General features: G+C 60.2%; 14 protein-coding genes. All 14 read left to right on the top strand.

Annotation, left to right across the window (positions count from 1 at the left end; translation table 11 throughout):
- Nucleotides 1-268 precede the first annotated feature (268 nt).
- The 14 genes from KGB21_RS26685 (at nt 269) to KGB21_RS26620 (ending at nt 19,966) form a co-directional block, all read left to right on the top strand.
- Nucleotides 269-1,021 carry a hypothetical protein gene (locus KGB21_RS26685; RefSeq protein ID WP_223507218.1) on the top strand — a complete coding sequence of 251 codons (753 nt, stop codon included), beginning with the start codon at nt 269-271 and terminating at the stop codon, nt 1,019-1,021.
- Nucleotides 1,022-1,089: 68 nt separating this feature from the next.
- Nucleotides 1,090-1,623: a type VI secretion system contractile sheath small subunit gene (tssB, locus tag KGB21_RS26680; protein WP_034150990.1), complete on the top strand. Its 534-nt coding sequence runs from the start codon at nt 1,090-1,092 to the stop codon at nt 1,621-1,623.
- 10 nt (nt 1,624-1,633) lie between these two features.
- Nucleotides 1,634-3,136, top strand: coding sequence for a type VI secretion system contractile sheath large subunit (gene tssC / locus KGB21_RS26675; protein WP_223507217.1), 1,503 nt, complete (start codon nt 1,634-1,636; stop codon nt 3,134-3,136).
- A 25-nt stretch (nt 3,137-3,161) separates the two neighbouring features.
- Nucleotides 3,162-3,644 (top strand): type VI secretion system baseplate subunit TssE, encoded by a 483-nt coding sequence (tssE, locus tag KGB21_RS26670; protein WP_034150988.1) that lies wholly within the window; start codon nt 3,162-3,164, stop codon nt 3,642-3,644.
- Nucleotides 3,644-5,476: a type VI secretion system baseplate subunit TssF gene (tssF, locus tag KGB21_RS26665; RefSeq protein ID WP_034150987.1), complete on the top strand. Its 1,833-nt coding sequence runs from the start codon at nt 3,644-3,646 to the stop codon at nt 5,474-5,476. The genes tssE and tssF overlap by 1 nt, the downstream gene beginning before the upstream one ends.
- Nucleotides 5,440-6,510, top strand: a complete 1,071-nt coding sequence (gene tssG, locus KGB21_RS26660; RefSeq protein ID WP_034150986.1) for a type VI secretion system baseplate subunit TssG — start codon at nt 5,440-5,442, stop codon at nt 6,508-6,510. Before tssF ends, tssG begins: the two co-directional genes overlap by 37 nt.
- Entirely contained in the window at nt 6,507-9,110 is a 2,604-nt protein-coding gene (gene tssH / locus KGB21_RS26655; RefSeq protein ID WP_223507216.1) for a type VI secretion system ATPase TssH, read from the top strand. The genes tssG and tssH overlap by 4 nt, the downstream gene beginning before the upstream one ends.
- 23 nt (nt 9,111-9,133) lie before the next feature.
- Nucleotides 9,134-9,889, top strand: a complete 756-nt coding sequence (tssJ, locus tag KGB21_RS26650; RefSeq protein ID WP_223507215.1) for a type VI secretion system lipoprotein TssJ — start codon at nt 9,134-9,136, stop codon at nt 9,887-9,889.
- The gene (tssK, locus tag KGB21_RS26645; RefSeq protein ID WP_223507214.1) at nt 9,886-11,229 is read left to right on the top strand and encodes a type VI secretion system baseplate subunit TssK; all 1,344 of its coding nucleotides are present in this window, start codon (nt 9,886-9,888) and stop codon (nt 11,227-11,229) included. The genes tssJ and tssK overlap by 4 nt, the downstream gene beginning before the upstream one ends.
- Nucleotides 11,226-11,939 carry a type IVB secretion system protein IcmH/DotU gene (icmH, locus tag KGB21_RS26640; RefSeq protein WP_034150983.1) on the top strand — a complete coding sequence of 238 codons (714 nt, stop codon included), beginning with the start codon at nt 11,226-11,228 and terminating at the stop codon, nt 11,937-11,939. Before tssK ends, icmH begins: the two co-directional genes overlap by 4 nt.
- 30 nt (nt 11,940-11,969) lie before the next feature.
- On the top strand, nt 11,970-15,848 hold the full coding sequence (locus KGB21_RS26635) for a type VI secretion protein IcmF/TssM N-terminal domain-containing protein (RefSeq protein WP_223507213.1): 3,879 nt from the start codon (nt 11,970-11,972) through the stop codon (nt 15,846-15,848).
- 31 nt (nt 15,849-15,879) lie between these two features.
- A complete protein-coding gene (gene tagF, locus KGB21_RS26630; protein WP_223507212.1) occupies nt 15,880-16,806 on the top strand; it encodes a type VI secretion system-associated protein TagF in 927 nt (308 codons plus the stop codon).
- Nucleotides 16,803-19,283 (top strand): type VI secretion system membrane subunit TssM, encoded by a 2,481-nt coding sequence (gene tssM / locus KGB21_RS26625; protein ID WP_223507211.1) that lies wholly within the window; start codon nt 16,803-16,805, stop codon nt 19,281-19,283. The genes tagF and tssM overlap by 4 nt, the downstream gene beginning before the upstream one ends.
- Nucleotides 19,284-19,447: 164 nt before the next feature.
- Entirely contained in the window at nt 19,448-19,966 is a 519-nt protein-coding gene (locus KGB21_RS26620) for an Hcp family type VI secretion system effector (protein ID WP_034150979.1), read from the top strand.
- Nucleotides 19,967-20,042: the final 76 nt, after the last annotated feature.

Below are 20,042 nucleotides of genomic sequence, written 5' to 3'. Positions count from 1 at the left end.
GACATTATTGCGGCGTGTAACAAAAACGAGAAAAAATCCGTTCTCGAATGAACTTTTCGATACGACGTGTTGCCATACACGGCGTTACTGGCAACTCGATATTCATTTGCCAGCATCACACTCCCGGTTATTCCTGGCAGTGTGTTTTTCTGATGACGATTACCAGTAATTAACCTCCCGTGGGCAGATGCCCATTTGAGAATCAAGTCACTCGACATGCTCCGGTTTTGATCCAGGAAGGCGTGGAGTGTTCAAGGACGATGTACCGATGACTCAAGCGTTTTTTGATGTTGAAGCATTGATCAAGCTGCGAAGCCAGACCCGGGCCATTTCCGATGCGCTGAAGGCGCAGGCCTCGGATTATCTGACGACCCTGGCTTTGCTGATTCGTCCGCAGACGTTTTTCGGTGAGTACCTGCAGGGTGCGCAACGCAGCAGCGGGCGCGAGACCCAACACCATTTCAAGGAGCTCAAGGAGCTCTACGACCGCATCGGTTCGGGCGCTCCGTTCCAACTGGTCAATGAACTCGAAGTGCCGCTCAACCTGCTTAGCACCACTCCTCAGCTGTATGCGCTGGAGTACGACAAGGTGCTGTCCCAAAGCGGTCAAACCATCCGCATCACCAGCCCCGTGCGCTGGGTGGTCGGGTTCAGTTCGTTCGACCTGGCGCGCTTCCGTACCGTCATCAAAGACCCCAATCGCAGCAGCGCCGAGTTGTACCGTTTCGTGGTGCATTACCTGGTGCTGTTCTACTGCCTGAGCAAGTCGCCCGGCATCAGCCGCCTGCTCGAAGGCCTGCGTTTTCCCGTCAGTTTCGAACGTTTGAAGGACTTCGGCGACCTGCCCTTTTGCGTCATCAGCTCGCCGGTTCGTTCGCAATTGCCCGACGAGGCGGTGATCCGCAGCAGCACCCAGATCGCCGGCAACACCAGCTTCGAAGAGTTGGTGGGCTTTGAAAACATCATGGACATGAACGATGAAATCCGTCAGCGCCTGCTGCTGACGATCGAAGGAACGTAACGCGCTCGGCCACCCATTGAACCGACACGCAAACGACTTGCAGCGAATTGTTCGCACAGGAGATCACGATGGCGAAGAAGGAAAGTACCCAGCACAAACTCGACCGCGTTCGCGCGCCTCGGGTCCATATCACCTACGACGTGGATATCGGTGACGCTCAGGAAAAGAAAGAGCTGCCCTTTGTCGTCGGTGTGCTGGGCGATTTCTCCGGCAACCCGCTGGAGCCGCTGCCGAAGCTCAAGGACCGCAAGTTCATTTTCATCGACCGCGACAACTTCAACGGCGTGCTCAAGGGCATCAAGCCGCGCCTGACCTACCGCGTCGACAACACCCTGGCAAAAAACGGCACCCAGTTGGGTGTCGAGCTCAACTTCAACGCCCTCGAAGACTTCGAACCGCAGAACGTGGTCAAGCAGGTCGAGCCGCTGCGCAAGCTGCTGGAAGTGCGCAACAAGCTGGCGGACCTGCGCAACAAGATGGGCGGCAACGACAAGCTCGAAGAGCTGCTGATGGACGTGTTGCAGAACACCGAGAAGTTGAAAACCCTGGGCAAGGAATTCGGTCGCGAAGCCGCCATTCCAGCCACCGACGGCAAAGCGTAGGAGCCTGACGATGAACGACAAGCAAACCGTGACTCAACAGGACAGCGAACTGGTTGAAGTGGAAAACTTCACCGCGCAATCCTCGCTGCTCGACAGCATCATTTCGCAAAGCCGCGTGGCCCGCTCCGAAACCGAGCGCACCCGCACCCGCGACCTGATCGGCGAGTTGGTCAACCAGATCCTTGAAGGCGAAATGACGCCGAGCAAGGACCTGATCGCCGTGCTCGATGCACGCATCGCCGAGATCGACGCGATGCTCTCCGAGCAGATGAACGAGATCATGCACGCCAGTGAATTCCAACAGCTGGAAGCGTCCTGGCGCGGCCTGAAGTATCAGGTCGACCAGACTGAAACCAGCACCACGCTGAAGATTCACCTGCTCAATGCCTCGAAGAAAGACCTGGTGCGCGACCTCAAGGCCGCTTCCGAATTCGACCAGAGCGCGCTGTTCAAGAAGATCTACGAAGAAGAGTACGGCACTTTCGGTGGAGCACCGTTCGGCATGCTGCTGGGGGACTACGAGTTCAACCGCAGCCCGGAAGACATGTACCTGCTCGAAGAGATTTCCCACGTCGCGGCGGCCGCCCATGCACCGTTCATCTCGGCGGCCTCGCCTGAGCTGTTTGGCTGGGATTCGTTTACCGACATGTCCGGCCCACGGGATCTGGCGAAGATTTTCGACACCGTTGAATACGCCAAGTGGAAGTCGTTCCGCGCCTCCGAAGACTCGCGCTATGTCGGCCTGACCCTACCCCACGTGCTGGGTCGCCTGCCGTATGGCCCGGATACCACGCCGGTCGAGGAATTCAACTTTGTCGAAAGCGTCGATGGCCGCGACCACAACAAATACCTGTGGATGAACGCCGCCTACGCGCTGGGCACCCGGGTCACCGATGCGTTTTCCCGTTACGGCTGGTGCGTGGCAATCCGGGGTGTCGAAGGTGGTGGCCTGGTTGAAGGCTTGCCGACCCACACATTCAAGACCGACGACGGCGAAATCGCCCTCAAGTGCCCGACTGAAATCGCCATCACCGACCGCCGTGAGAAAGAGCTGTCGGACCTCGGTTTCATTCCGCTGGTGCACTGCAAAGGCACCGACTACGCCGCGTTCTTCGGCACCCAGTCGACGCAGAAACAGAAGCAGTACAACACCGGCATTGCCAACGCCAACGCCCGCCTTTCCGCGCAGTTGCAGTACATCTTCGCCACATCGCGCATCGCGCACTACATGAAGGCGATCATGCGCGACAAGATCGGCAGCTTCGCCTCGCGCAAAGACGTCGAGCTGTTCCTCAACAAGTGGCTGTCGAGCTACGTGCTGCTGGACGACACCGCGAGCCAGGAAGCCAAGGCCAAGTTCCCGTTGCGCGAGGCGCGTGCCGAGGTGTTCGAAGTGCCGGGCAAGCCAGGCGTCTACAAGGCCGTGACGTACTTGCGCCCGCACTATCAATTGGACGAACTGACCGCGTCGTTGCGCCTGGTCGCTGAATTGCCGCAATCGACCCGCGGCTGATCGAACACTTTGCCAGGAAGGCACCATGACCAGTCAACACAAGCTGTTGCCATCGCTGCTGGACCGATTGCTGGACGATCGTCCGCATCAATCCATCGAAGCGTCATCGCAACGCTTGTGTTCGCTGGCCGATTACAAGGCCAGCATCGTTCGCGACCTGGAAATCCTGGTCAACACTCGCCAGTCCCTGGTCGCCAACGAGCTGGACGGTTTCGTCAACCTGAGCGGTAGCATCCTCGACTACGGCATGCCGGATTTCACCAGCCGCAGCGTGCTTGATCCGAAGGATCGCCTGTTGATCCAGCGGCAACTGGAGAAGGCAATTACGGTCGGCGACCGACGCTTTCGCAGCGTCAAAGTCCAACTGCTCGCGCAACAGACCGGCCAACGCATGCTGACCTTTCGCGTGGATGCGGTCTTGCGTCTGCAAGACGTCACCCGGCAGGTGTCCTTCGACGCCGTGCTGCAGGTCAACACCCAGGAATACAAAGTGCAGAACCTCAACTGATGCTCGACGATCTGCTGCCCTATTACGAAAAGGAACTGTCGCACCTGCGCTTTTTGGGCCAGGAGTTTGCGAGCCAGTATCCGAAAATTGCTTCGCGGTTGCTCATCGAGGGCGATAACTGCGAAGACCCGCATACCGAGCGCTTGATCGAAGCGTTCTCGTTCCTCTCTGCGCGGGTGCACAAAAAACTCGACGACGAGTTGCCGGAAATCGTCGAGTCGTTTCTCGAAGTGCTGTACCCGCATTACCTGCGCCCTACCCCGTCGATGTCGATCGTCGAGTTCAACCTGGGCAAGCAGGAAAAAGTCACCGAAGCCTTCCGCGTCCCCCGGCATACCGAGCTCAGTGCCAATCCGATTGATGGCGTGGTGTGTAAATTCCGCACCTGCTACCCGGTCGAACTGTGGCCGGTGGCGGTGCAACAGGCGTCGTTCATCGAGATGGAACGCTCGGCATTCAACGGCCACAGCGCTGACCTGGTCGCGCGCTTGCGCATCGGCCTGGCGGCGACGTCCGATGTGATGTTCGGCAAGATGGAGCTCGACAGCCTGCGGTTTTTCCTCGACGGCGAAAGCACGTTGATGCTGCAACTGTACGAACTGCTGTTCAACAACCTGGCCAAGGCCACGTTGACCTTCGAAGATCAGGGACGCACCCGCGAGGTCGCCTTGCCCGCCGGCGCATTGAAAGCCGTCGGTTACAGCCTGGACGAAGGCCTGGTGGACTACTCGGAACGTTCTTTCCTCGGTTACCGCTTGCTGCACGAATACTTCACCTTCCCCGACAAGTTCATGTTCTTTGACCTGTCCGGTTTCGCGCGCATTCTGGCGGGCAAGGAGATCGAGAAAGTCGAGGTCAATTTCTACTTTTCCGACTACGACCTCAGCGATCGCCTGGCGCGCCTGACACAGAATATCGGGCGCAATAACTTCAAACTAAATTGCACGCCGATCATCAACCTGTTCCGCCAGCAGGCCGAGCCGGTCAAGTTGACTCACGCCCAGCACGAATACGCAGTGACGCCGGATGTGCGCCTGCAAAGTTCGGCGGAAGTGGTGTCGATTGATCGCGTGCGGCGCGTGCGCAAGGTCGGTGGTATCGATCAGGTCGGCACTTGCCATCCGTTTTTCGAACCCCGGGGCGATCAAGGCCCCGGCCAAAGTTTCTGGATTGCCCGGCGCCGTGCGGTGCAAACCGGCCAGCGCGATGGCTCGAACGTGTTTATCCGGGTGGTGGATCGCGAACTGGGTTTGCTGGAGGCCAACAACGATACGTTGAGCATCCGCCTGACCTGCAGCAACCGTGACTTGCCGCTGATGCTGCCGTTCGGGGGCGAGCGCGGCGATTTCAATATTCCCGGCAACTCGGTGATCAAGGATATCCGCTGCCTGCGCAAACCCACCGCCACCGCCCGCGTGCCGTTGGGCAACGGGGTGATCTGGCGGCTGATTTCGCACCTGTCGCTGAACCACATGTCGCTGGTCTCCCGTGGTCGCGAAGTGCTGCTGGAGCTGTTGTCGCTCTACAACTACCGCAATGTGTCGGCCATCCGCAAACAGATCAACGGCATCGTCTCGGTGAGCAGCGAACCGGTGGTTGCACGCATCGGTCACCCGCGGCCGAACTTCGTGCGCGGCGTCGGCATCACCCTCAATTTCGATGAAAGCCAATACACCGGCAGCGGTGTGTTTTTGTTCGGCATGGTGCTCGATCACTTCTTTGGTCAGTACTGCTCCATGAACAGCTTTACCCAATTAACCCTTCGCACCTTGCAGCGCGAAAAGAGAGTCGTCCAATGGCCACCGCGAACCGGCGATCAACCTCTGGTCTGATTGACCAGGCACGGGCTGAGCCGCACCGATTCGAGTTTTTCCAATTGGTGCGCTTGCTTCGCCTGCATTACAGCAGAACCGGGCGCATGGACCTGGAAACCCGACCGCACGAAGACCCTCTGCGTTTTCGCTCGCAGCTGTCGCTCAACTTCCCGGCCAGTGAAGTCAGCGACTTGCAGTTCGAGCGCGAAGGCAAGGTGTCCGTGGCCGGCCTGCCGCTGTCCGAGGTGCAAGTCACGTTCATGGGTCTGGTGGGGCCGTCAGGTGTCTTGCCGCGCCCGTACACCGAGCTGTTGATCGAGCGACACATCCAGTACCGGGATGACGCGGCGCACGCCTTCCTCGACATCTTTTCGCACCGCATGACCACGCTGTTCTACGAGGCCTGGCAAAAGTACAAGTTTTACATCGAGTACGAGCGCAACGGCAGCTCGGATTTCGACCGTTACCTGCTCAACCTGGTGGGTTTCGGCCCCGAGGCGCAAAAGCAGAAATTCGACAAACAAGGCTCGCCCCTGCGCCGCGAATTGTTCAGCTATTTCTCCGGCCTGTTCGCCCAGAAGCCACGCAACGCGTTGAACCTGGAAGTGATGCTCAGCTTCTATTTTTCGCTGCCGTTCAAGGTCAAGCCGTTTGCCGGGCGCTGGCTGAAACTCGATGCCAGCCAATGCACGCAACTGGGTCGCAAGAACGCCGTGCTCGGGCAAAGCGCCGTCGCCGGCAACCGGGTCTGGGATTACCAATCCTGCGTGCGCATCGAAACGGGCCCACTGGAGCTGGCCGACTATCAACGCCTGCAACCGGGCGCCGACGACTACCAGAAACTGCTGGAACTGGTGCGTTTCTATGTCGGTGCCGAGCTCGACTTCCAGCTGGCGCCCAAGCTCAAACCCCAAGCCGTACCCGTCGCCCGCCTCGGTCGCCAGGGCAACGTTTCGCTGGGCCGGCTCGGTTGGCTCAAACGACCAGGCGTCGACGTGGAACCCACCCGTTGCGCGCTCTTCCACATTCCTTTTGATGGGGTCTCCCTGTGAACCTGAAGTCCCTGTTCGCCAAGCTGAACGACACCAGCCGCACCGCCACCGAAAGCGCCGCGGCGCTTTGTCTGTCGGAACACCACTACGATGTCGAAGTCGAGCACCTGTTGTTGCAGTTGCTCGACAGCAACGACAACGACCTGCCGGCCATCCTGCGCCATTACGACGTGGTGCCTGATCGCTTGCAGGCGCAATTGGTGACGGCACTGGGGACCTTCAAGAAAGGCAATACCCGCACCCCGGCGCTGTCCCCGCACCTGACCCGCATGATCGAGCAGGCGTGGGTGCTGGCCTCCATCGAGTTCGGCCAGGCGCAGATCCGTACCGGTCATCTGCTGCAGGCCTTGCTCGATGACGACGAACTGCGTCGGGTGGTGATCGCGGGTGCGGCCGAGCTGGAGAAGATCAACGCTGACGATTTGCGCGTTAACCTCAACGCGTTGGTAGAAGGCAGTGCCGAGTCGAAACAGGCCAAGCCGCTGGACACTTCCGGCGGCGCCAGCGCCAACCCGGTGAAAGGCAACGGCAAAACCCCGGCCCTCGATCAATACACCATCAACCTCACGCAAAGCGCGCGCGAAGGCCGGATCGACCCGGTGCTCGGTCGCGAGTTCGAGGTGCGGCAGATGGTCGACATCCTCACCCGCCGCCGCCAGAACAACCCGATCCTCACCGGTGAAGCCGGCGTCGGCAAAACCGCCGTGGTCGAAGGCCTGGCGCTGCGCATCATTCAAGGTGACGTGCCGTCAGTGCTCAAAGGCGTGGCCATCCACACCCTGGACCTGGGCTTGTTGCAGGCCGGTGCCGGGGTGAAAGGCGAGTTCGAAAACCGCCTCAAGTCAGTCATCGAAGAAACCAAACGCAGCCTGCACCCGATCATCCTGTTTATCGACGAAGCGCACACCCTGATCGGTTCGGGCGGCCAGGCCGGGCAGAACGATGCCGCCAACCTGCTCAAGCCAGCCTTGGCTCGCGGCGAACTGCGCACCATCGCGGCGACCACCTGGGCCGAGTACAAGAAGTACTTCGAGAAGGATGCCGCCCTGGCCCGCCGTTTCCAGGTGGTGAAGGTCGAAGAGCCGGACGAAGACAAGGCGATCCACATGCTGCGTGGCCTGCTGGCCAAGATGCAGGAACACCACAAAGTCACGGTGATGGACGAAGCGCTGGTGCAGGCCGTGCGCCTGTCCAATCGCTACATCACTGGGCGCCAGTTGCCGGACAAAGCCGTCAGCGTGCTGGACACCGCTTGCGCCCGGGTTGCCTTGGGGCAATCGGCGCAGCCGGGGCCGCTGGAAGATTGCAAGCGTCAGATCGACAACTTGCAGGCGGAAATCTCGGTACTGCAGCAGGAAGCCGCCAAAGGCAGCGACCATGCCCGACGCCTGACCACCCTCAACGCCGAGTTGCTGAGCGAACAGCAAACCCGCGACGCCCTCGAGCAACAATGGCAACGCGAGTTGCAACTGGTGGAGCAACTGGGTGCCCTCAGCCACCCGGAAAATCAATCACCCGATGCGATCGAGATTGCCGCCGTACGCGCCGAACTGGCCAGCGTCCAGGGCGAGCAACCGCTGGTGCATGCCCTGGTCGATGGCGGCACCATCGGTGAAGTGATCTCCGGATGGACCGGCATTCCCCTAGGCAAGATGCTGCGTGACGAAATCGAAACCGTGCAGCGCCTGCCTGCACTGCTGGGTGAACGCGTGCTCGGCCAGGACCACGCGCTGCACGAAATCGGCAAGCGCATCAAGATTTCCCGCGCGCGCATGGAAGACCCGAACAAACCGATCGGCGTGTTCCTGTTGCTTGGCCCAAGTGGCGTCGGCAAGACCGAAACCGCACTGGCGCTGGCCGACACCCTGTACGGCGGCGAACGCAACGTCATCACCATCAACATGTCCGAGTACCAGGAAGCCCACACGGTCTCCAGCCTCAAGGGCTCGCCACCGGGTTACGTCGGTTATGGCGAGGGCGGCGTGTTGACCGAAGCCGTGCGACGCAAGCCGTACAGCGTGGTGCTGCTCGATGAGGTGGAAAAGGCCCACCCGGACGTGCTCGAACTGTTTTTCCAGGTGTTCGACAAAGGCGTGCTCGATGACGGCGAAGGTCGCGAGATCAACTTCCGCAATACCGTGATCATCCTCACGTCCAACACCGGTACCGACCGCATCATGCAGTGGTGCCTGAATGCACAGCCGCAACCGACACCGGAAGACATCGTCGAAGGCCTGCGTGACGAGCTGAATCAGGTGTTCAAGCCAGCCTTCCTCGGCCGCCTGACCATCGTCCCGTACTACCCGGTCAAGGACGCGATCCTGGAGCGCATCGTCGCGCTCAAGCTGGAGCGCATTCGCCAGCGTTTCGAGCGCAACCATCAGGCCGTCCTCAGCTATGACGAGGCGCTGGTCAAAGCCATCGCCTCGCGCTGCACCGAGGTCGACAGCGGCGCCCGCAACATCGACAACATTTTGTCCAAGACCCTGATGCCGGAACTGGCGCAACGGGTGCTGGAGCGCATGGCGCAGGACAAACCGATCCAGAGTTTGAGCATCGAGTTGGGCAGCGATGGCGATTTCGCCTATCGCCTGATCTGAGCGGGCATTTACAGGTAGTGGTCATGGACAAGAGATATTCAGGGAAGCGTCCCGAAAAAACGGCGTTGGCCAAATGCCTGACGGCGGTGGCGATGATGGCGGTACTGAGCGCCTGTGGCGTCACCGACCGAGTCGGCAAGCGGGTCGACAATACCTGGGCCGGCGACATGCTGTTCGAGGATAACGAGAAGGTCATCCTGACGTCCGACGGCGGCAACCAGCTCAATCCCGACGCGTCCGGCAAACCGCTTTCCGTGGTGCTTCGCGTGTACCAGCTGACATCACTGGAGCGCTTTGCATCGGTGGATGCCGACTCGCTGTGGGACGACCCGCAAAAGGCCCTCGGCAATACCTTGATCGAAAACCGCGAAATCACCTTGTTGCCGGGCATGGGCCAGGTCGACAAATGGCCGCTGAACAAGGCCGCAGGTTATGTCGGCGTCGCGGCTTTTTTCCGCACTGACGAGAACAGCCGCTGGAAGGTCGCGTTTGACGCCAACTCCCTGCGCAAGGACGGCATCTGGTTCTCATCCGATGGCCTGCGGGTGCTGGTGGACAACAACACGGTGTCCGCCGTCAGCGGCGTCGACGTGCTGAACAAACCCAAGACCGAAGAGCAGCTCGCCAAAGCCTCCGCCCTGCCCGAGCAACCGGCCCAGCCAACGCTGATCCTACGGGTTCAGGACGTCGTGATTGAAAAGGCTCAGGACCAAGCCGCCGGCTCCGCGCAAAAAGCGCTGGACTCGAAATTGAATTCATTTTTGGAAGGCGCTCAATGAGTAAACAAAGCCGGGTGATGTGGTCCGAAGGCATGTTCCTTTTGCCACAACATTTCCAGTATCAGGATGAGTTCCACCAGCATCAGCTGGCGCAGGCGACGCTGCGCAACACACCCTTTCACTGGGGCGTGCAGTTGCTGGAAGTGGACGAGGAAGCCCTCGCCACCGGTTCCCTGCAACTCAAGCGACTGAAACTGGTGTTTCCCGACGGTAGCCTGTTCGACGCGCCGCAGCACGATCCGCTTCCGGCAGCCCGTGACTTGAAGGACCTGCTCAAAGGCAACGACCTGAAGGTCTACGCCGCGCTGAAATTGCCTGAGCCCTTCGGCCTGAATTACGTCGAAGACGGCCAGGAGCAAAAGACCGGGCGACGTTTTCGCAAGCAGTTCGACACCTTGCCGGACCTCAACGAAGGCGACCTGGAAAACGAAATCACCAGCCTGCGTCTGAACGTGGTGATGCTGATCGACGGCGACAATCTGGATGGCTACACCTGGTGCCCGATTGCGCGGCTGTCGCGCAACAACATCGGCGGTTTCAACCTCGACGGGCATTTCGTGCACCCAACGCTGCACCTGGGCACCCATGACACCCTGATCGGGCTGGGCAAGCGTTTGCTCGGTGCCTTGCAATCGAAAAGCAAGGCGCTGTCCGGCCGTCGTCGCGAGCGTGCGGATCAGATCGCCGAGTTCGGTTCGAGCGACGTGACCCTGTTCTGGCTGTTGAACACGGTGAACCGTGCCCATCCGAGCCTGGCGCACCTGCTCGCGCACCCGCGTTTGCACCCCGAGCGTTTGTATCTGTTCCTGGCAGAACTTGCCAGCGGGCTGCTGACGTTTTCGCTGGACACCCAACTCAACGATATTCCCGAGTACGACCACCACGACCCGGCGGCCTCGCTGGTCAAGCTCGACGAAATGATTCGCGTGCTGCTCGACAACGTGGTGCCGAACCAGTGCGTGGTGATCAACCTGACGCAAACCAAACCTTCGTACTGGCAAGGACAGCTGCACGATCCACGGCTGGCAGAGGCGGATTTCTACATCTCCGTGCACGCCGACATGCCGGGCGCAAGCCTGCTGGAGCTGGTGCCGCGGGCGTTCAAGGTCGGCTCGCCGGAGGACATCGAAGTGGTGGTCAACAGCGCCATGCCGGGCGTCACGCTCAATCACTCGACCCGCCTGCCCAATGCGATTCCGGTGCGACTGGACAATCACTACTTCTCCATCGAGCCCCACGGCCGGGTCTACGAACGAATGATGAGTGCCCAGGCCATTTCTTTCTATGCGCCCAGCGCGTTCACCAACCTCAAGCTTGAACTGATGGCGGTACTCAAATGACCGAAGCCGTACTGCAAGGCGCCGTTGCGGCTGCCCGTGAAAAACCGACGCTCAAAGACCTGGTGCAGGATTTCATCAGCATGGCGCTGATCGTGCGCAAGGGCCGCCAAGTGACCTCGGTCAGCGCCTTTGAAGCAAGCGTCGACACCTTCTTCAAGGCACTGGAAAGCGATGCCCGCAGCGCCAATTACAGTGTGGAACAGGTGAAGGACACCCAGTACGCCCTGTGTGCGTTCCTCGATGAAAGCGTGTTGCGCTCCGGGGACAACGAGTTGCGCCGCCACTTTGAATTGCAGCCCTTGCAGTTCCGCTATTTCGGCGTGCACCTGGCCGGCGAAGGCTTTTTCGAAAAGATCGATTCGTTGCGTGGCGATGTGAAACAGAACCTCGATGTACTTGAGGTTTACCACCTGTGCCTGGCGTTGGGTTTCGAAGGCAAATTCAGCCTTGGGCAAAAAGACCAGCTGCGTTACCTGGCCAATACCCTGGGCCAGGACATCGCGCGTTTTCGCAAGACACCCAAGGCACTCTCGCCCGACTGGGCACTGCCAGACCAGGTCTCGCAGATGCTGCGCCATGAAGTCCCCCTCTGGCTCTATCTCGCGCTGATTGCGCTGGTCTGCGTGGGTGTTTACCTGACGCTGGACTGGTTGCTGGGCAAGGACGTAGCCGCGTTGTCCGAACAAATCAGCCAGCTGTTCAGTGCCTGAATACAGGTCAGGTAACCGAGTCAGGAAGACATGAAAACATTATTGCGTTTGTTGAAAAGCTTTTGGTTCCTCATCCCCGTCCTGTGGCTGGCAAGCCTGGCGGTCAGTTGGTTCGCGGCCCCGCGCGTGAGTTGGCTGCGCGGTTATGCACTGGAGACGATGGCGATCGTCAGCGCCTTCTACCTGCTGATCATTGTGCTGCGTCAGTACAAGCGTATCCGGGCTGAACACAACCTTGAAAACCTGGTACAGATCGAAGTTGATCGCTCGCTCAATGGCGCCGGTGAGTTCCGCGACCAGCAAGTGCTGCGTGAGCGGCTCAAGCACGCCATCGCCATGCTGCGCGCCGATCGCTCGGCCGGTGGCGGCGGTTCGTCGGCACTTTACGATTTGCCGTGGTATCTAGTCATCGGCATGTCGGCCGCGGGCAAGACCTCGTTGCTGACCCGCTCAGGGCTGTCCGCAAACATTGCCAGCAGCGCCAACGACACCGAAAGCGGTACCCAGCATTGCGATTGGTATTTCAGCCCCGAGGCCGTGATGATCGACACGGCCGGCCGTTACCTGCGCGACGACCCGTCGGCCAGCGAATTCGCCGCCTTCCTGCGCATGCTGAAAAAGCAGCGCAGCAAGGCCGCGGTCAATGGCCTGGTGTTGGTGGTCAGCCTGCCGGAACTGCTGGCCTGCAGCGCTGCCGAGCGTAATGAACTCGCCGCGCAACTGGTCTCGCGCATAGAGGAATACAACGATTGCCTGGAGGCCAACCCGCCGATTTACCTGATGCTGAGCAAGACCGACCAACTGCCGGGCTTCAGCCAGGCGTTCGAAGGCCTGGACCTGAACGAGCGCCAGCAACCGCTGGGCATGACCTTCGGTTTGTCCGAGATCCGTAATCAGGGCCTGCGTCCCGTGCTGGACGCCAAGCTGGCCAACCTGCACGGCCACATCCGTCGTCACGTCGACGCGCAGATGATTGCATTGGGTGCCGATGCCAACAGTGCATTGCTGAACTTCCCGAACTATTTCGCCGAGTTGTCGGGCGTGCTGGAACAGTTTCTCCAACACTTCGCCGAGACCCGTCGCAGCGGCGCGCCACTTCTATTGCGCGGACTGTATTTCACCAGCGCCTTGCAGACCGATCAGCAACTGAGCCAGGTGTATGAAGATGACCTGGCCGAATCGTTCGCCTTGCAGCCCGCTCCCGAGCACGACAATCAGGCACAAGGCAGCGGCAAGAAAATCAGCGACCGCAGCTACTTCATCACCGACACGTTCCGTCGGGTGATTTTCCCCGATCGCGACTTGACCCTCTACCAGTCGCGTTTCGGCAAGAACAAGTCCGCCAGCCCTGCCCTGCTGGGTCTGGCTCTGCTGGCGGGTGTGGCGTTCATTGGTTGGCAAGCCCTGTCGTTCCAGAACAACCGCCAGTGGCTGGCGACACTGCGCGAGCAGCTGACCGAACTGCAACAATCGCCGGACAGTGCGCGGTTACTCGCCTCGGGTCACGGCCTGGAACTGCTGCGCGAGCAACTCACTGCCATCGAGAAGCACCGCGCCAAAGGCGTGCCGCTGCAACTCGGCGCCGGCTTGTACCGGGGTGACGATGTTTATCGCGTCGCACAGACCGCCTACTTGCAGCAACTGCGCACTCAGGCGCTGGAGCCGATCACCCTGCAACTGCAATTGCAGATGCGCGCGTTCAATGAGTTCGCCAAAACCATGGACCCGCAGAACAACTTTGCGCCTGCGACGGCCAAGGCCGGCTCCGCCAAAGCCCGTTTGCAGGGGCAGAAACTGCCGACCCGCCTGAATAACCTGCCGCGCAGCACCGGTGATGTTGCCGGTCGCCTGAACGGGGCTGCCAGGGGCGCGGTAAACAAGGTTCGTGGCGAAGCACTGACAGCGCTGCGCAACCCGGCCACCGCGAGCGATGCCGCTGAACTGTCGGCGACCACCGGCGGGCTTTCGCTGTCCGAAGAAATGTTGGGCCGACTCGATGAGCGCCAGGTCGCTTCAATTATTGAGTCGTACAACGCACTCAAGCTCTATCTGATGCTGACCCAACCTTCGACCCATCCGGATCCAGAGTTCGTGAGCGCTGCGTTGCCGGTGGCCTGGGCCAATATCGCCAGCACCGACAACGCAGTCAGCAGCGCAGTGATCCAGGACAATGCGCCGGTGTATGTGCAATTGCTCAAGAGTGGTCAGGCGCCGACCTTGTCGCGCAACGAACAGCTGATCAGTGAAACCCGCAACAGCCTGAAGTCGTTCATGATTTCCAGCTCGCTGGTGGACCGCGAATACCTGCGCCTGCAACTGGAGTCGAGTCGCCAGTTTCCGGCGGTTGGCTTGAGCGATCTGGTGCCCTTGCCGGGCCGTCAGTTGCTGTACGGCACAGAAGCGGTTCCAGCGATTTTCACTCGTCAGGGCTGGGAGCAATTCGTCAAGCCGGAGCTGATCAAACTGGTGTCGGGCAACCTGCAAAATGAATCGGACTGGGTACTCGACGGCGAAGGCGCCGACAGCATTGTGCAGAAGGCCAATTTCATCCGTGAGTTCATGACGCGCTACAAGCGCGACTACACACAGGCCTGGTACACCCTGATCGACAGCGTCGGCGTTCGCCATTTCACTGACATGGCCAATGCGACCCAACAACTGTCGCTGCTTAGCGACGTGCAGAACTCGCCGGTGAAAATCCTCCTGGCGGCGGTCAATGACAACACCCAGTGGGATGTCCCTGCCCCCCGCGAAACCCTGCAAGCGGGCATCAAGCCCGATGACGGATTCTGGAGCAGCGTCACCGGTATTTTTGATGGCAAGAATGCATCGCCAAGCTCGCTGATTTCACCATTGCCGGCGGTTGACGACGGCAGCCTGGCGAAGCGCTTCGAGCCGGTATCGCGGGTGTTCGCCGTGCAAAACGCCGAAGGCGCCGACAGTACGATCATGGACCGCTACCTGGCGGCCTTGCGCAAACTCAAGGTGCGGATGAACAACATTCAGCGCTCACAGGACGTCGGTAAAAGCAGTAAGCAGCTGATCAGCGAAACCCTTGAAGGGCTGCCGAGCGAAGTGACCAGCGTGCGCAACTATGTCGAGACCACCGTCGACACCAGCCAGGGTGGCCTGTCTACTGCGTTGCAGGGCCTGTTCAGCCTGCCGATCCAGTTTGCCTGGGAAACCTTGCGTGACCCTGCCGGCCAACAGATTGCCAAGGCCTGGGCACAGCAGATTGCCAAGCCGTGGGAACAGGTCATGGCGCACCGTTATCCGATCGCGCCAGGCAGCCGCAACGAAGCGTCGGTCAAGGACTTGCAGCGTTTCGTCGACCCGGAATCCGGGCTGCTGCCGAACTTCAAGCGTAACGAAATCGGCAACCTGTCCGGTGGCGAAGGCCTGGGCATGAGCAGCGACAGCAAGGCCACGCCGCTGGTCAACCCGAACATGGTCAACAGCATCGACAAGGCCAGCTCGTTGGGCCAGGTGATTGCCAGCCTGTCGGACCGCGACAACGGCTTCGAGATCATGCTCGAACCTTCCGCCAGCCTGACCGACATCATCTTCACCCTCGATGGCCAGGTGCAGCACTACCGTAACGGCAAGACCAGCTGGAGCCGCTTCTCGTGGCCGGGCACGACCACCACGCCGGGCGCACGCCTGGATGTGGTCACCCTGACCGGCGAGCGTGTCACGGTGTTCGACTACCCGGGCCGTTGGGGCCTGCTGCGCATGAACGACAGCGCGCGGGTCAGCGATCTGGACGGTATTCAGCAACGTTTCAGCTGGAACACCAGCAGCGGTCCGGTCAGCCTCGCCGTGCGCAACTACGGCGGCGTCAAGCTGACGGACCTGGCCAACGTCAAGGCCTTGAGCGCGCTCAACGCCAAAGAAGGTCGTCCGCTGTGATCCGCCGCCTCTTGAATCAGGGATCCGGCCAATGATCGGCTGCTTCGGAAAAGTGCCCGCGAGCCCGGACTTCGTCAGCCTGCAAGGTGCAGGCGACGACGTCTGCGAATTCGACGGCTGGCTGCAAGGCGCGCTCGCCGCCTTGCAGCACCGTGAAGACTGGCGCGAACTGTTCGACGCATTGCCGGTGTGCTTTTTCAGCTACCGCGCGCGCAGCGGCAACTGGCTGCTGGGCGGGCTGATCAGCTCGAAAGATTCGAGTGGCCGACGCTATCCGTTTTTCATTTTCCAGACGCTCAAGGCCAGTGAGGCCGAGCCTCTGGTCAATCCGTTCACCCTCGGCGAACTGTTCAGCGGGCAGATCAGGCCTCTGCTGCACATGGCCGTCCATGGCGAAAGCACTTCGGTGCTGTTCGAACGCATCAAGGCCCTGCGCCCATTACAAGGCCAGGACTTCGAGTTGTTCCGGCGCGTGCATGACAAGTTTCTGGTGAATTTCAATCTGCGCGACATCAGTACCGCGCTCGAAGGTGCCTACCCGGAGTTCGTCACCAACGCCGTGCTTACCCGACTCCAGGCCCTCAGACGGCACCTGTCTCACCCAACGCCGATCGGCATCGCCCTGCCCTTGCCGGCAGAAAGAGGCCTGAAGAATCCGACCGCCGATTTGTGGGTCACCTGGCTGACGCACATGACGCCTGAACGCTCGGTGCCACAGGTCAACCTGTTGGCCGATGACTTCATGCGCCCGAGGCTGATCTGTTTTGCCTCACGCCAGACCTGCGATGCCTACCGCGTGCTGACGGGGATCAGTGAGCGTTCGCAAAGCTACGACGTGCTGGCTTCTTTCGATGCCTTCGACGAGCACCACCGCACACACGCCTTTCCCGAAATCGACCGCCCTCTGGGTGACGTTATCGACCGTTTTGTCGATGCCCTGGATTCGAAGTCCGTATGAACAAGATCAAGTATTACTTCTTGCGCTATCAACCCTACATTCTCGGGGTGTGCTTTTTCCTCACGATCTTCGTGGTGTGGGGCATCGGGCGGGCGTTTGATTTCAGTTCGCTCAACAGCCTGCTGAGCGGCATTGGCGTGTTCCTGGTGCTGTCGGCCGGCTACGTTTTGCTGCTTTATCGAGGCGTGTCCCGGCATCACAACCTCGAAGGATTGCTGCGCGAAGATGCCGATCAAGCTGTGTTGAACGCGAGCCCGGCCGATCGCGAAGAGGTCAGCCTGCTGCGCGAGCGCCTGCTGCAAAGCATCGAACGCTTGCACAGCAACAAGCCCCGAGGCAGCAACGCCAAGGACGCGCTGTATGCCCTGCCCTGGTACCTGGTAGTCGGGCAACCCGCGGCCGGTAAAAGCACCATGCTCTACCAGTCGGGTCTCAACTTCCCCTACGCCGAGCGCGAAGGTGTGCGGGTCGCGGGCCTGGGTGGCACGCGAAACTGCGACTGGTTTTTCAGCTCCGAAGCGGTCCTGCTGGACACCGCCGGCCGCTACATGAACAACCAGGAAGAGGCCGGCAAATGGCGGGCCTTCCTTCAATTGCTGCGCCAGCATCGCCAGCGCCGGCCACTCAATGGCCTGATCGTCACCGTCAGCATTCACGACATTCTGCAATCCTCGCTGGAAGATCAGGAGCGTATCGCCAAGCGCCTGCGCGAACGCATTCAGGAAACCCATGCCCTGCTGGAAGTGCGACTGCCGGTCTACCTGGTGTTCACCAAGTGCGACCTGGTCCCGGGTTTCGCCCCCTTCTATCGCCAGCTGGATGAAACCGCGCGCGGCGACGTCATGGGCAAGACCTTTTCCCACAAAGGCTACGAGCAGGCCGATTGGGGGCAGCGCTTCGGTGCGGCGATGGACGAGTTGGTCGGCTACTGGCAACAGGTAGCAAGCCAGCAGTTGGTGACCCAGGACATCCAGATCACCCGACAGGATTCAGCGGTGTATCGGTTCCCGCTGGAACTGGCGGCGCTCAAACCACGGCTGCAACTGTTCGTCGATGCGCTGCTGCGGGCCAATCCGTATCAAAATGCAGAACTGCTGCGCGGCTTCTATTTCACCAGTGCGCTGGACGCAGACCAGCCGGATTTGGGTGGACACGCACGGCAGGTGACAGAGCGTTTTTCCCTGGAAGGTGATCGGGAGATCGCCAACGGTCACGCGCAACCGCGCCCATTGTTCATCAACAGTCTGTTCCGCAAAGTCATCATTCCCGACCAGCACCTGGTGGCGCTGTACACCACCAACCATCGCGAACGTCGGCGCAAAGCGGCATGGATCGGCGGTGCAGGCCTGGTCGCGGTGCTGCTGTGCAGTCTGTTGAGCTGGTCGTACATCAACAATCGCAACACCCTGCAAACCCTCTCGGCAGAGCTGACCCAGGCCGCTGCCGACGATCGCTCGACCTCCGGCCAATACACCGATTGGCAAACCCTCGATCGTCTGCGCTTCTGGACCGCGCATTACTACGCCCGGCACCACGACGAAGGCGTGCCACTGCGCATGCGCCTCGGGCTCTACCAGGGCCATAAGATCGAGCCAATGGTGCGCAGCCAGTATTTCGATCGGCTGGAAACCGTGATGCTCAAACCCACGGCCGACAACCTGACCCGCTCGCTGTATCTGCTGACCACGCTCAAGGTCTATCAGCGCAATGCCAAAGAGTTGATGCCGGTGACAGGCGTGGACAGCGTCGAGCCCAAGGCATTGCCGAACGACAACCGCGCGCAATCCATTGCCGCGTTCGGCAAGGCGACGCTGGACACCTACGTCATGTTGTCGCGTGCGCAACGGGAAAAGGCCGACCCGGCGTTCCTGAAAGCGAAAATCCCGGATTACTGGTATCCGGCGATTGCCCGCCACGTCGGCAGCGCCGCCGTCGCCGCAACCCATCAGGACTATGAGTTCGCCAGCCGGCAGATCAATTTCTACAGCGATCAGATTCACGAGCCGGACGTGCCGCGGATCCTCGACAACGCGTTCCTGATCTCCAGCTCGCGCAACTACATCAACAGTTTGCTCACGCAGTCGTTGCGCTCGATCGAAACCATCACGCTGGAGTCGGACACCCTGTTCGCCTTTGGCCGTGCCGACTTCCAGAGTCTGAAGAATGAAGGTCAAGGCCAGCTGAGTGCGATTGCCGGCAAGCTGCTCAGCACGCCCAACATTGGAAAAATCATCATCGCCGGGCACGCCGATCAACTCGGCGATCCACAGGGCAACCTGCAGGTTTCCAAACTACGGGCACAAACCATCAAGACTTATCTGGTGGGCAAAGGTGTTCCCGGCGAGCTGGTAGAAGCGGTCGGCGAAGGCAGCAACAAGCCTTTGGTCAAGTGCGATATGCAGCAGCCAAGGGCTCAGCTGATTCACTGCCTGGAACCTAACCGGCGGGTAGAAATCGAAGTGCGCGCACTCAACTGAGGATGCCGCGCCTGTTGCAAGAAAAACCGGTGCCTGGGTCATCTCGACGTTGACCGAGGCTGCCGTAACACACCTCTCTTGATTGTTTCAAAGAGGTTAAAACGAAGGGTTGTGATCTGGTTGCAGGTGACATCCCTTTAAATGAAGGTAAGGAGAAATTAGAAATGGCATTTGACGCATACATCCAGATCGACGGCATTCCAGGTGAAGTACTGGACGACAAACACAAGGATTGGATCGAAGTGTTGGGCTACGAGTACGGCGCAACCCAGGCCACTTCCGCGACTGCCAGTTCGTCGGGCGGTGCTTCGTCGGAGCGTGTGGCGCTGAGCGACTTCAGCATCCGCAAAGCCGTGGACAAGGCTTCTGCCAAGCTGTTCGAAGCCTGCTGCAAAGGCACGCACATCGCCAAGATCCAACTGAATGTGAACCGCGCTGGTGGTGACAAGGTGACCTACCTGACCATCAACCTGGAAGAAGTCGTGGTGTCTTCGGTCAAAGCGGTCGCCGGTGGCAGCCAGAACGGTGAAGACAAATCGGTTGGCGACCTGCCGATCGAAGAAATCAGCTTCAACTTTGCCCGCATCAAAACCACCTACACCCAGCAGAGCCGTGCCGATGGCCAGGGCGGCGGCAACGTCACCGGTGGTTGGGATCGCACTGCCAACAAGGTTTTCGCATAAGACCGTGGCAATGACGGGCCGCCCCGGCGGCTCGTTTTCAGCACCGTGCCTGCCAGGCAGGCACGGTGTTCTTTTA

Source organism: Pseudomonas sp. GL-RE-29, from assembly GCF_019947275.1.
Classification (GTDB): domain Bacteria; phylum Pseudomonadota; class Gammaproteobacteria; order Pseudomonadales; family Pseudomonadaceae; genus Aquipseudomonas; species Aquipseudomonas fluorescens_A.
The sequence above is the reverse complement of the archived record's forward strand: the minus strand, read 5'-3'. Positions and strand labels throughout refer to the sequence as shown.